At 66.8% G+C, this 12,802-nt stretch carries 12 protein-coding genes; 4 read left to right on the top strand and 8 right to left on the bottom strand.

Annotated features, from left to right (window positions below):
* Positions 1–42: 42 nt before the first annotated feature.
* From CAL13_RS11565 to CAL13_RS11580, 4 genes are read right to left on the bottom strand one after another with little or no spacing between them, the layout of a single operon-like run.
* Positions 43–1,284 (bottom strand): xanthine dehydrogenase family Fe-S subunit, encoded by a 1,242-nt coding sequence (locus tag CAL13_RS11565; protein ID WP_086072468.1) that lies wholly within the window; start codon positions 1,282–1,284, stop codon positions 43–45.
* The gene (locus tag CAL13_RS11570; protein ID WP_086072469.1) at positions 1,281–2,123 is read right to left on the bottom strand and encodes an FAD binding domain-containing protein; all 843 of its coding nucleotides are present in this window, start codon (positions 2,121–2,123) and stop codon (positions 1,281–1,283) included. The genes CAL13_RS11565 and CAL13_RS11570 overlap by 4 nt, the downstream gene beginning before the upstream one ends.
* 7 nt (positions 2,124–2,130) lie before the next feature.
* The gene (locus tag CAL13_RS11575; protein WP_086072470.1) at positions 2,131–4,557 is read right to left on the bottom strand and encodes a xanthine dehydrogenase family protein molybdopterin-binding subunit; all 2,427 of its coding nucleotides are present in this window, start codon (positions 4,555–4,557) and stop codon (positions 2,131–2,133) included.
* Between the two features lie 20 nt (positions 4,558–4,577).
* On the bottom strand, positions 4,578–5,681 hold the full coding sequence (locus CAL13_RS11580) for a TRAP transporter substrate-binding protein (RefSeq protein ID WP_086072471.1): 1,104 nt from the start codon (positions 5,679–5,681) through the stop codon (positions 4,578–4,580).
* 374 nt (positions 5,682–6,055) lie between these two features.
* On the opposite strand from CAL13_RS11580, the gene CAL13_RS11585 reads away from it, so the two are divergent.
* From CAL13_RS11585 to CAL13_RS11600, 4 genes are read left to right on the top strand one after another with little or no spacing between them, the layout of a single operon-like run.
* Complete coding sequence (locus CAL13_RS11585) at positions 6,056–6,367, top strand: non-heme iron oxygenase ferredoxin subunit (protein WP_086057527.1); 312 nt, start codon at positions 6,056–6,058, stop codon at positions 6,365–6,367.
* A 4-nt stretch (positions 6,368–6,371) separates the two neighbouring features.
* Positions 6,372–7,652: an NAD(P)/FAD-dependent oxidoreductase gene (locus tag CAL13_RS11590; protein ID WP_086072472.1), complete on the top strand. Its 1,281-nt coding sequence runs from the start codon at positions 6,372–6,374 to the stop codon at positions 7,650–7,652.
* Between the two features lie 40 nt (positions 7,653–7,692).
* Complete coding sequence (locus tag CAL13_RS11595) at positions 7,693–8,982, top strand: aromatic ring-hydroxylating dioxygenase subunit alpha (protein WP_086072473.1); 1,290 nt, start codon at positions 7,693–7,695, stop codon at positions 8,980–8,982.
* 16 nt (positions 8,983–8,998) lie between these two features.
* Positions 8,999–9,514, top strand: coding sequence for an aromatic-ring-hydroxylating dioxygenase subunit beta (locus CAL13_RS11600; RefSeq protein ID WP_086072474.1), 516 nt, complete (start codon positions 8,999–9,001; stop codon positions 9,512–9,514).
* 5 nt (positions 9,515–9,519) lie between these two features.
* Here CAL13_RS11600 and CAL13_RS11605 read toward each other — a convergent pair whose 3' ends face one another.
* The 4 genes from CAL13_RS11605 to CAL13_RS11620 are packed head-to-tail and all read right to left on the bottom strand — an operon-like array spanning position 9,520 to position 12,793.
* Positions 9,520–10,161 (bottom strand): N-carbamoylsarcosine amidohydrolase, encoded by a 642-nt coding sequence (locus CAL13_RS11605; RefSeq protein WP_086057531.1) that lies wholly within the window; start codon positions 10,159–10,161, stop codon positions 9,520–9,522.
* 20 nt (positions 10,162–10,181) lie between these two features.
* A complete protein-coding gene (locus CAL13_RS11610) occupies positions 10,182–11,225 on the bottom strand; it encodes a 2,5-dihydroxypyridine 5,6-dioxygenase (protein ID WP_086057532.1) in 1,044 nt (347 codons plus the stop codon).
* Complete coding sequence (locus tag CAL13_RS11615) at positions 11,216–12,037, bottom strand: alpha/beta fold hydrolase (RefSeq protein WP_086057533.1); 822 nt, start codon at positions 12,035–12,037, stop codon at positions 11,216–11,218. The genes CAL13_RS11610 and CAL13_RS11615 overlap by 10 nt, the downstream gene beginning before the upstream one ends.
* Positions 12,038–12,040: 3 nt before the next feature.
* Entirely contained in the window at positions 12,041–12,793 is a 753-nt protein-coding gene (locus CAL13_RS11620; protein WP_086072475.1) for a maleate cis-trans isomerase family protein, read from the bottom strand.
* Positions 12,794–12,802: the final 9 nt, after the last annotated feature.

The raw sequence follows: 12,802 nt of genomic DNA on the forward strand, positions 1-12,802 counted from the left end.
GCCGCGCCGGACCGGCGCAGGCGCATCCCGCGCGCGTTATCGTCAGCGGCCGCCAAACAGGCGCTTTATGCGTGCCCACAGTACGTCCAGGAAAATCCTTGTGGCGTTGATCGAAGCGGCGGGCGGCGCGGCTTCGGCCGACGGACCATCGCCCCCCTGCCCCAACCGCATGGCAACGTTCCTGCCGAAATCCGCGATCATGCGGCGCACGAAATCCTGCACCAGGCCCGAACGGGAGAATTGCGCCAGGGGACCTTGCAAGCTGTACGCCAGCTCCACCAACACGCGGCACGCCCGCTCCCCGGTGGCCTCGACGCGGTAGGCAATGTCGCCGTTCGCCCGCGACCGGCTCAGGGTGTCCTGTCCCGCGCCGCGAAATACGGCGCGCATGGCGGCATCGTCGCGGTCCAGGCGGGCGGCGCCGCTGAACGCGGCGCGCATGGGACCGAACTTCACGGCGATGGCGCCCTTGACCCGGTCGCCTTCCTGTGCCTCGATGCGCGCGCCCGGCAGGCAGGCCGCCACCGCCGGCAGATCGGTCATGAAGGCCCATGCCTGCTCGGCTGGAAAGGGAAGCTCGAAACTGCCGTCGATCCGGTTCGTCCTGCCGCCCGCGGCAGTCTGGCTGGGGACGTCCTCGGACACGGCCGCGGCCGTCACGGCCGTCGCGCCGGCCGCCGCACCGGAAGAGGCAACCGGCGCTGACGACGCTGCCGGGACGAAAGCCTGGAAGACCGTCTGCGCCGGCGCAAGCGGCGCCGCCTCGCCCGGCACGCCGGCGGCGCCCGAGCGCAACGCGTCGACCTGCGCATCCGGCGTGTGCCGCAGCTCGGCCAGCACCGACATCACGGCGGCCACGATGCCCATGTAGCCGGTGCACCTGCAAAGATTGCCAGACAGCTCCAGGCGGACGCGCGCCTCGTCGGCATCGGGCAGCCGCAGCACGATATCCCGCGCCGTGGCCAGCATGCCCGGCGTGCAATAACCGCACTGCAGCGCGTGGTGCCGATGGAAGGCTTCGCGCAGGCGGCGCATCACCGGATCGCCATCGTAGCCTTCGATCGTCGTCACACGCCGCCCCTCGCATGCGACGGCATAAGAGATGCATGCGCGGACAGGCGCACCGTCGAGCAGCACCGTGCAGGCGCCGCACACGCCATGCTCGCAACCCAGGTGCGTGCCGGTCAGCCTGAGCCGGTCACGCAGAAAGTCGCCCAGGTGCATGCGAGGCGGCGCATCATCCGTCACGCGTGCGCCGTTCACTTCCATCGTTACCTGCGTCATTGTGCCTGTCCTTTTCCCACGGCTTGCGCCAGGCAGCGCTGCACCGCCGCAACGTGCAACTGGCGATGTGATTCGTCCTTGTCCGGCATGGCTCGCGCCACTTCCGCGGCGATCGCGTCGGCGTCCAGCGCTGCGCCGGCGTCGCGCGCGACCCGCCCGGCAAGCGCCATGAGCAGACGCGGTGCGCCGTCCAGCGCCCCCAAGGCGATCCGCGCCGTGCCGCTGCGCGGATCGAACCACGCGGCGCAACTGGCCTCGGCGAACTCGCCGGTCTTGCGGCAGAACTTGTAGTACCCCCAGCGGGCATGCTCGCTGCCGGCCGGCACGTGCACCGCCTGTATCAGTTCGTCCTCGCCGATCTCGGTGGTATAGGCGCCCTGCATCCAGACGTCGGCATCCACCTGGCGGACGCCGGCGCCGCCGGCGATTTCGATGCGGGCGCCCAGGGCCGCCATGGCCACCACCCAATCGGCCGCAGGGTCGGCGTGCGCCAGGCTGCCGCCCAGGGTGCCGCGGTTGCGCACGGCGCGATACGCGATACCCGCGGCCACCCGCCGCAACGGCGACTCGCGCAGGGGCGCGTGGATTCCGTCCTCGATCTCGGCGTGCGTGACGGCGGCGCCAACGCGTACGCTGTCGCCTTCCCGCGTCACCGCTCGCAAGGCATCGATACCCGAGATATCGACGACGGCGGCGGGACGCGACAGCCGCAGGTTGAGCATCGGGCCGAGCGACTGCCCCCCGGCCATCAGCTTGGCGCGACCGTCGTGGTCGCGCAGCGCGCTCAACGCGTGCGCCACGGAAGTGGCGCGGATATAGTCGAACTTCGCGGCTTTCATAGTCTCCTCAGATCGCCGGTGCCGGCTCCGCCTGATGCCCAGCTGCGAGGGCCGCCTCGTTTCCGCCGCCCCGGCGCCCCTGTGCGATGGCCTGCAGCACGCGATGGGGCGTCAATGGCGTCTCGGCCAATTCAGCGGCCCCGAGGCTGCGCAGCGCGTCATTGACTGCGTTGAAGAGCACCGCCGGCGGCGCGATGGCGCCGCCTTCGCCCATGCCTTTGGCGCCGAATTCGGTATGCGGCGATGGCGTTTCGAAATGGTGCATCCGGATATGCGGCACCTCGGTCGCGCCCGGCAGCATGTAGTCGGCAAGCGTGGACGCCAGCGGCTGGCCGTTGGCGTCGTACGGCGTTTCCTCGTAGAACGCCGTGCCGATGCCCTGCGCGATGCCCCCGATGGTCTGGCCCTCGACCACCATCGGATTGATCATGGTTCCGCAATCCTCGACCACGACGTAATCCAGAATCTCGACGCCGCCGGTAGCCGGGTCCACCGCCACGGTCGCCGCGTGGCTGGCATAGGTGAAGCAGCCTGTATCGACCTTGGGCTTGTAGCCGACGGTGACTTCCAGCCCAGCCGGATCCACGTCAGCCGGCAAGCGATGCGGCCGCAGATACCAGGCGTCGGCCACGTCCTTGATGGAAACGGTCTGGCCGCCGGCCGCGAAGCCGTCCTCTCGCAGCGACAACTGGTCGGCTTCCGCGCCCAGCAAATGTCCCGCGATGTGAACCACGCGCGGCAGCAGCCGCTTGCAAGCCTGCGACACGGCGCCGCCCGACATCACCAGCGAGCGCGACGCGTAGGTCCCGGTGGAGAACGGGGTTTGCCCCGTGTCGCCGTGCAGCACCTTGATCCGGTTGATCGGAATGCCCAGGATCTCGTTGGCGATCTGCGCAAAGGTGGTTTCCATGCCCTGTCCGTGCGAGTGCACACCGACGCGGATCTCCAGCCCGCCGTCCGGCGTGATCCGCACGGTGGCCTGGTCGAAGCCGGGAATCACGGGCGTACCCCAGGCCGCGAACACGGAAGTGCCGTGCGCGGCCTGCTCGGTATAGGTGGCCACGCCCAGGCCGATCCGCCGCCCATCCGGTTCGCCGAGCCGCTGCCGCGCGCGGACCGCCGGCGCATCGATCATCTCCAGCGCCTTGCGCAGGCTGGCGGGGTAATCGCCGCTGTCCAGATGTTTGTTCGTGACGTTGACATACGGCATCTGCTCGGGCTTCACCAGGTTTTCCAGGCGGACCTCCCAGGGTTCGCGCCCGACTTCCCTGGCGATGGCGTCCATCATCAATTCCATGGCGAAACACACGCCGGTTCGCGCCACGCCGCGGTACGGCACGAAGCCGGGCTTGTTCGTGGCGACGGCCTGGGTGACGCAGCGATAGCCGCGGAAGGCGTACGGCCCCGGCAGGTTGCCAACGGCCTGCCCGGGCTCGAGCCCGATGGTGAAGGGCCACACCGAGTACGCGCCGCCGTCGATGGCGATGCGCGCGTCCAGGGCGAGCAGCTTGCCGCGCCTGTCGGCGTACGCCGTCAACTCGTAATGGTGCTCGCGGGAATTGGCTCCCGCCGTCAGGTGTTCGCGGCGGTCCTCGATGAAGCGGAAAGGCCGCCGATAGGTTTTGGCGAGCCATGCCACGCAAAGCTCCTCCTGCTGGAGCACGCACTTGTACCCGAAGGCGCCGCCCACATCCGGCGAGATGACTCGCACACGGCCCTGGTCCAGCCCCAGGCACTCGGCCAGGATCGTGCGGATCATGTGCGGCACCTGCGTGGCGCTGTAGACGACCAATTGATCGGCCTGATGATCCCAGTACGCCAGCACGGCTTTGCCTTCCATCGGCACCATGCACTGCCGCGCCAGGCGCATCCGCCGATGCACCACGACATCGGCCTGTGCCGCAAGCGCATCGAAATCGCGGTCGGCGTTCAGCGTGACGAATACGTTGTTTTTCCAGCCGGGATGCACGAACTCCCCGGTGGCAGCCTGCGCCGCGGCCACGTCCGCATACACAGGCAGGTCCTCGTAATCCACCTCGATCGCCTCGGCGTAATCCTCGGCCTCGGCCCGGGTAGCCGCGAAAACCATGGCTACCGGCTCGCCGACGAAGCGCACCTTGCCGCACGCCAATGGGGGCTGGGCCGACGACTGGTAGGTGGGAAGGGTCGAGTCCGCCACGATATCGCTGGCATCGGCCATGTCGGCGCGCAGCACGGTGAAGGCCCTTACGCTATCGTCAACCCGCACGGCCGCGATGCGCGCGTGTGCGAGCGGGCTGCGGAGGAACGCCACCTCGGACAGCCCTGGCATCGCCATGTCCGCCACGAAGTGGCCCTTGCCATGCAGATGCCGGATATCCTCCTTGCGGGGCACGCGCGCGCCCACGCCCTCGGGCTTCGCCGGTGCCTGCCCGTGCTCGCCGGAATGCGTCATCTCGTTTCCTCCCGCCATCTCTATTTGGATTGGCTGCGCGCCACTTCGGCAAACGTATAGTTGTCCAGCGCGCTTTCGGCCAGCCGGAACCAGCCTGCCTCGTCCTGCTGGAACTTCTTCCAGCCCGGATACAGCGCATGGAAGTCCGGATTCTTGGCGGCCAGTTCCTCCCATAGCTCCTGGGATGCCTTATAGACGGCGTCCATGACTTCCTTGGGGAAGTAGCGCACCTTGGCGCCGTTGGCGATCAGTTGACGAAGTGCCGCGGGGTTGCGCGCGTCGTAGTTGGCCAGCATGCGCATCGTCTGCTCGCCGGCCGCGCATTCGAAGGCCGCCTTGTACGCTGGCGGCAGCGACTCCCATGCCTTATCGTGAACCATCGCCGTGATCGACGCGCTACCCTCGAACCAGCCCGGCGAATAGTAGTAAGGGGCGACCTTGTTGAAGCCCAGCTTGGCGTCGTCATAGGGACCGATCCACTCGGCCGCGTCGATCGTGCCCTTTTCCAGCGCGGGATAGATATCGCCGGGCGGGATCTGTTGCGGAATCACGCCAAGCTTGGTCAGCACCATGCCGCCGATTCCACCGATGCGCATGTTCATGCCGTTCAAGTCCGCAACGGACTTGATCTCCTTGCGGTACCAGCCGCCCATCTGCACGCCGACGTTGCCGCATACGTGATTGACGACGTTGTACTTCCTGTACAGCGCCCGCAGTTGCTCAAGCCCGCCGCCATAATGGATCCACGCATTGTGCTGCCGCGCGTTCAAGCCGAACGACAGGCCCGTGTCGAACGTGAACGCCGTGTTCTTGCCGATATAGGCCGTACTCAGCACATGGTTGCATTCCACCGTCCCGTTGCTGACCGCGTCCATGTTCTGGGCCGGCGGCACCAGCTCGCCGCCTGGAAATGGGCGAATCTCGAATTTGCCTTCGGTCAATTGTGCGACACGCTTGCAGAGTTCCTCCGCGGATCCGTAGATCGTATCGAGGCTCTTCGGCCAACTGGTGGACATGCGCCAGCGAACCGCGGGATTGGATTGCGCGATTGCCGGCGCGGCGACGCCGGCAAGGCCAGCGCCCGCGGCGCCCGCGGCATGTGCGAGGAATCGTCGTCGTTGCATAACAGCCCCCTTGAGAATTCGGGATGTCCGCAGGCTCCCGATAATGGCCGAAAAAAACGTAAGTACACTGACCTGTTAGTCAGCATACTGACGGAGTTGTGGAGTGTCAACGAGGATTACCCGTGGTATTTCGCGGCGGCGGCAGCATGCGGAAATCATGCGCCAGAATCGCTCCGGATACGCTTCGTTATGGCGCACCGTGCACCATAAGAAGCCTTGCATAGGGAGATCTTTCTTATGCAGCATGCAGGACGGGCCCTATTCTCCCGGCTGGGCGGCGGTCCGTTTGCAACACCCGGGAAATCCCTAGCACCCTCTCCCTTTTTTTGGGCAGTACACTGAACATTAATACTCAGCATACTGATGGAAACGCCATGAAATGGATAAGAATCGCGCCTGCGGACGCACTCGATAACGATGAAGTCATGGCCGTCGATGCCGGCGGCAAGCAACTGGCCCTGTACCGCAGCGAAGACGCGTTTTTCCTTTCCGACAACGTCTGTACCCACGCCTATGCCCTGTTGTCGGACGGCTATCTGGAAGACGGTTGCATCGAATGCCCCCTGCACCAGGCTCGTTTCGACATCCGGACGGGCAAGGCGCTATGCGCGCCGGCAACGGCCGACATCCGGGTTTATCCCGTGAAGGTCGAGGACGGCCAGGTGCTGGCCGACATCTCGGGCTGACCCCATGGCCGTCCCAGCCAGCATCGTTATCGTCGGAGCGGGCCAAAGCGGCGCCATGGCGGCCGCCACGCTGCGCCACCTCGGCTATGCCGGCCGCCTCACGCTGGTCGGCCGCGAGCCCCACCTTCCCTACGAGCGGCCGCCACTCTCCAAAGCCGTGCTGGGCGATGCCGGCGCGGAAGGATCGGCGGCCATCCATCCGCCCGGCTTCTATGCCGAAAACGGCATCGCGCTTGTCCGCGGAACGGAAGCCCTGGCGTTGGACCGGGGGCGGCGCGAAGTGCGGCTGTCCGACGGCACGGCGCTGTCTTACGACCGGTGCGTGCTGGCCACGGGCGGCCACCCACGCGAACTGCCCATCCTTGCGCGAGGTACGTCCAAAGTGCACTACCTGCGCACCATGGACGACGCCCGCTCGATGCGGTCATGCCTGACGTCCGCGGCGCGCGTCATCGTGATCGGCGGCGGATTCCTGGGGCTCGAAGTCGCATCGACCGCGCTGGACAAGCATGCGCGCGTGACGATTGTGGAAAGCGCCGGCCGGCTGCTGCCCAACGCCCTGCCGGCGGAATTCGCGCAGTGGCTCGCCGCGCGCGCCCGTGCGGCGGGCGCCGCGCTGAGGCTAGGCGCCCGCATCGCGGGCGTCAGGCTGGAAGCGGATGGCCGCACCCCTGCCGGCCTGGAGTTGGAAGGCGGAGAAACCTTGGACGCGGACGCCATCGTGGTGGCCATCGGTCTGCAGCCGGAGGTCGACCTGGCGCGTGCCGCGGGCCTGGGGATTGATCCCCGCAACGGCGGCGTCAAGGTCGATGCATGCTGCCGCACCATCGACCCCAATATCTACGCCATCGGCGATTGCGCCAGCCAGCACCGCCCTGCCCTGGGACGCGATGCCCGCCTGGAATCCTGGCAGAACGCCAACGAACAGGCGCGCGTGGCGGCCGCCGCGATTCTGGGCGCCGATCCGCCCCCTGCGCCCTATCCATGGTTCTGGACGGACCAGTTCGGCTGCAATATCCAGATGCTCGGTATGCCGGCGCCGGACATCGCCTATGTATGCCGCGGCAGCGCTGAACCGGATGCCGAGGCGCCGCGCCTCTTGTGGCTCGGACATCGCGACGGCGTTCCCGTGCACGGCCTGGCGGTCAACGCGGCGGCCGACCTGCGCCAGATGCGGGTGTTGTTCGAGCGCGCCATTCGCGGCGATGTCCGCGGCTTCACCGACCCGTCAGTCCCGTTGAAATCCTGGACCAAGGCCTGCCAGCAGGCTGCCATGACGGCCTGATCGCGGCGGCGTTCAGGCATACCCGTAGGAGTACTGCACCATGTACCAATCGCAAACCGTTATCGGCCGAACCGGCGCCGATAAGGATCCCGAGCTGGCGCAATGCGTCTGGCCGGAAGACGCACTGCACGCCATCCCGGACTGGGTCTACACCAGCAACGCCATCTACGAGCGCGAGATGGAGCGCATATTCCGCGGGCGCAGCTGGAACTATGTCGCCCTGGAAGCGGAGATACCGGCTGCTGGCGACTACAAGCGGTCCTACGTCGGCGCGACGCCCGTTGTCGTATCCCGCGCCGAGGACGGCTCCATCCATGTTTTCGAAAACCGCTGCGCGCACCGCGGCGCCGAGTTTTGCCGCAACGGCCATGGAAACACCAAGGAGTTCGTCTGCCCCTATCACCAATGGTCGTACGACCTGAAGGGCAACCTGCAGGGCATTCCCTTCAAGCGGGGCGTGAACAAGGAAGGCGGCATGCCCAAGGACTTCCGCAATGACGACCATGGCCTGCGCCGGCTGCACGTCACCACCCGGCACGGCGTCGTCTTCGCGTCCTATCGCGACGACGTGGAACCCATCGAGGAGTACCTGACGCCCGAAATCCTGGCGGACTTCGATGTCGTCTTTCCCGGCAAGCCGCTGCGGATCCTTGGCTACTACCGCAATGAACTGCCGTGCAACTGGAAGATGTATCACGAGAACCTGAAGGACCCCTACCACGCCACGCTTCTGCACTCCTTCCTGGTGGTGTTCGGCCTGCTCGTGGCGGGCAACAGATCGGCCATGCTCGTCGATGGCGTGCACGGCCGCCACGGCACCATGGCGTCGGCCAAAAGCGAAGACAAGTACGCGAACGTCAGCGAAGAGAACAAAAAGGAGATGCGCTCCTTCCACGATGGGCTTCGCCTGCGGGACGACCGCTTCCTGGAGTTCGTCAAGGAATTCGATTCGCCATGGTCGGTGACGATGCAGACGATCTGGCCGAACCTTGTGGTGCAGCGGGAGATGAACACACTGGGCGTCAGGCACATTGTGCCGAACGGCCCGGACAGCATGATCATGCAATGGACCATGTTCGGCTATGCGGACGACACGCCGGAGATGACGCGCCATCGCCTGCGGCAGGGCAATCTCATGGGCCCCGCCGGTTTCCTCGGGCTTGAAGACAATGAAGCCATGAAGTTCGTACAGGAAGGCGTGCGCCGCTCGACCACCGACATCAATGTGTTGAAGCTGGAGTCCAACAAACTCGGCACATCGAACAGCCTGATTTCGGAAGCCGCCATCCGGTCGATGTACCGCTATTACCGCCAAGTGATGGGTCTCTGACGACAGGATACGTTCGATGAAAACCGATTTCGCCTACGTTGCCCGCCGGATCGATCCGGCCCGCGCCGCATTGCTGCGCCAGGAGATTGAAGAGTTCCACGCCGACTACTGCGCCGTCCTGGACGCCAACCTGATCGAAAGCTGGCCAGGGTTTTTCACCGATGACGCGGTTTATCGCATCACCTCGCGGGAAAACGCCGAACGGGGCCTGCCCGTGGGGCTCGTGTATGCCGAGGGCCGCGACATGATGCAGGACCGCGCCGTCGCCATCGCCAGGACGCAAATGTTCGCCCCCCGGTACATGCGTCACCTGGTGACCAATACCCGGGTGCTTTGCGAGTCGGATTCCGGCATCGAATCGCAGTCTTCCTTCCTGCTGATGCAGACCCTGGTCGAGGGGCCGACGACCCTGCATCTGGCCGGGTACTATCACGATGTCTTCACGCGTGCAGGGACCGCATTGAAGCTGAAAGAGCGCCAGGTCGTTTACGACACGGAAATTCTCGCGAACGACCTGGTATATCCGGTCTAGCCCGTTCAGCCCATGTCGCGCGCCGGCGATGCCAGCGCGCGCAGCGCCTCGTCGCGCGTCATGACCGCGGCATACTTCTGCCGCATGTCGAAAAGATTGGCCTCGTGCGGGCCGATCGCGCGGTCGCCCACGCAGTCGCTGGCCACCAGGGGCTTGAAGCCGTGCGACATCGCGTCCACGACGCTGGCGCGCACGCAGCCGCTGGTGGTGCACCCGGCCACGACGAGGGTACGCACGCCGCGCTGCGTCAGCCACGGCGCCAGGCCGGTGCCGAAGAAGGCCGAAGGCAGCGTCTTGCGCACCACCAGTTCGCCCGCGCGCGGGGCCAGCACGTCCACCACGGCGCTGGCCGGGTCGTGCTCTTTCAGTGTGAGCATGCCGGGCACTTTCAGGGTGAACACGTTGGCGTCGCCATCGTCGTCGGCGAACACGATACGGGTGTGCGCCACCGGCCAGCGGCGATCGCGCGCGTGCGCCAGCAGCGCAATGGTCGCTTCGATGGCCGCGGGGATATTGCCGCCGCCGAAGCGCGCGGGGTCGGCGAACCCGTTGACGAAATCGACGATGAGCAGGCCCGCCGGACCGCTCAGGTCCATGTCGGCGCCAAAGCCCTGCTGCCGGTAGACGGCTTCTTCCTGGTGAGTCATGGGGTGTGCTTTCCGTGGTGCTAGGGTTGCGCTGCGTCGATGACCTTGCCCTGGCGGACCACTTCCTGGCCGTCCAGGCTGACGGTGCAGGCCCGCAGCGGAATGTCGATATGGCAGGCCGTGGTGCGCGCGCCGCCCGCCTCGTTGTTCGGCCCCAGCGAGAACAGGAAGTTGCCCTCGTAGGCGCGCGCGTCCATGCCGATGCTCGCTTCGCGGTCGTAGAGCGACAGCGTGGTCCAGTGCGCGCGCGGCTGCAGGCCCCAGCCGATATGCGAGATCGCATACGCTTCCGGGTCGTTGAAGCTGCGCATGTATTCGCGCAGCAGCTCGGCGTCCACGCCGCCTTCGATGCGCGTGGCGTAGCCGTTTTCCACCGTCAGCGTGATGCGGTCGTTCGCGTACGACTTCTGCGGCAGCAGGATGTCGCCGCGGTCGATGACGATGGTGCCGTTGGCCCCCCCTTCGTTGGGCCAGGTCAGCACGAAGCCGCTGGGCCAGTGGTCCCAGCGGCCTGGCTCATCGACGAAGCCGTACTCGCTGATGGCGGGGAATTCGCCCAGCGGGCAGCTCAGGTCGGTGCCGGCGGCGGAGGTCACGCGCATCTCGCGCGCGGCCGAGATGCGGGCGGCGGCCGCGGTCACGCGCGCCTTGTCCTGCGCGGTCGGCACCAGGCGGGCGAGCACTTCGGGCGGCTCCACGGCCAGCAGGATCTTCGTGCCGCTTTGCAGGATGTCGTGCTGCTCGGGCGAGAACAGCAAAGTCATCAGGTCCAGCACCAGGTCGCTGGCCTTCAGCGCCGCGATGGCGGCGCGGTTGCCGGTCAGCGGCGTGGTGCCCAGGTAGGCCAGCGCGTCGCGGCTCAGGGATTTCTCGCCGTTGACCGGCGGCAGGTCCAGCCGGTTCACGATTGCGCCCATGTCCTGGCAGGCGATCAGGGCCGTGGACAAGGTCTGCGGGTGTGTGCCGGCGCTGGTCAGGATCGTCACCGTCTGGCCGCGCTGCAGGCGGGAAAGTTCAAGCACCTGTTTCCAGGCACGCACCATTTCGAAGTCGCTTATCGCCATGTCGAAGCTCCCAGAAAATCGCCGAAGGCCGCGTAGAAGCCGGCCTCGTTGTCCCAGGGGATCATGTGCCCGGCGTCGGGCACGCGCACGTGCTCGGTGCCGGGCTTGAGCGCCTGGATTTCCGCCACGTCCTCGTCCTTGACCACGTCGCCGCGCGCGGCGGTCATCAAAAGCAGCGGCGCCTGCACCGCGGGCAGATTCGCGTGGATGTCCTGCGTATGGAATTCCTCGAAGCTCTGGCGGATGGCCCGCTCGTCGCAGGTGTGCAGCCATTGCGCGCGCAGCCGCAGCTGGGCCTCGGTCCAGGTCGGGCAGAACTTGCGCATTTCTTCCACGCCCATGCCGTGGCGGGCCTGGGCGATGGAATCGACGTACCAGGGCAGTTGCGCCGGATACGCGCGCCGTCCCGGCCCAGAGACGGGCGGGTCGACGGCGACGATGCGCGCCAGCCCCGGCGGATGCGCGCTGGCCGCGCGGATGGCGATCCGCCCGCCCATGGAGTGGCCCACCACGCTGTAGCGCGTCAGCCCCAGCGCCTGCGCGAAAGCGTTCAGGTCGGCCGCCTGCGCGTCCAGGCCGTAGTCAAGATCGTCGCCCGCCTGCGACAGGCCGCGACCGCGCACGTCCAGAATGTAGGTGTCGAAGACCTGGCCGAAGCGCTCGCCCACGAATCCCCAGGTGACCGCCGGGCTGGTGATGCCCGGCACGATGATCACCGGATCCATGCCAGGGCGCTGGCCGCCGTAGCGCAGATAGTGCTGGCGGATGCCGTTGGCGTGCACGTGCGCGCCATACAGGAATGTGCTTTGCATGGCTCAGTAGGCTCCCGACAGCAAGGCCCCCGCGCCCGGCACGATGCGATCCAGGTCCAGGGCCTTCAACATGGCGTAGGTGGTCGCGATGGCCGCCGTGATCACCGGCTTGCCCGTCATCGCTTCGACCTGCGCGACCACCGGCAGCGACGGCATCTGCACGCAGGCCGACAGCACGATGGCGTCGGCCTTGGACAGGTCCATGCCGGCGACGATGCCGGGCAGGCGCGCCGGGTCGTGGCGGCCCACCTCCAGGTTGTCGGGAATCTCCAGCGCGCGCGAGTCCACCACCTCGTAGCCCTCGCTGGCGATGTAGTCGATCACCAGCTGGGTGAGCGGCTTCATGTACGGCGCCACCACGGCGATGCGGCGCGCGCCGATCACCTTCAGGCCTTCGATCAGCGCGCCGGCGCTGGTGATGACCGGCGCATCCGCGCCGTTGGCGGCGGTGTGGGCCTGCAAACGGCTTTCGGACTGGCGGTGATAGCCCGGCCCCATCGCCATGATCGCCACCAGGCAGGCATAACCCAGCACGTCCACGCGCGCATCGCTCAGCTCCACCGCACAGCGATCCGACTCCGCATCCATGGCCGCCAGTTCTTCCTTCACCACCTTCTTCATGCGCATGCGGCTGGAATGGAAGGTGAAGCGCTCGGGCCGGATCTGCTGGCGCGCCAGCAGCATCGCCGGAATCTCCGTCTCCATCGTGGTGTTCGAACTCGGCACGATCTGGCCGATACGGTAGGTCTTCTGCATCGCAACTCC

This window comes from Bordetella genomosp. 9, assembly GCF_002119725.1.
GTDB lineage: Bacteria > Pseudomonadota > Gammaproteobacteria > Burkholderiales > Burkholderiaceae_B > Bordetella_C.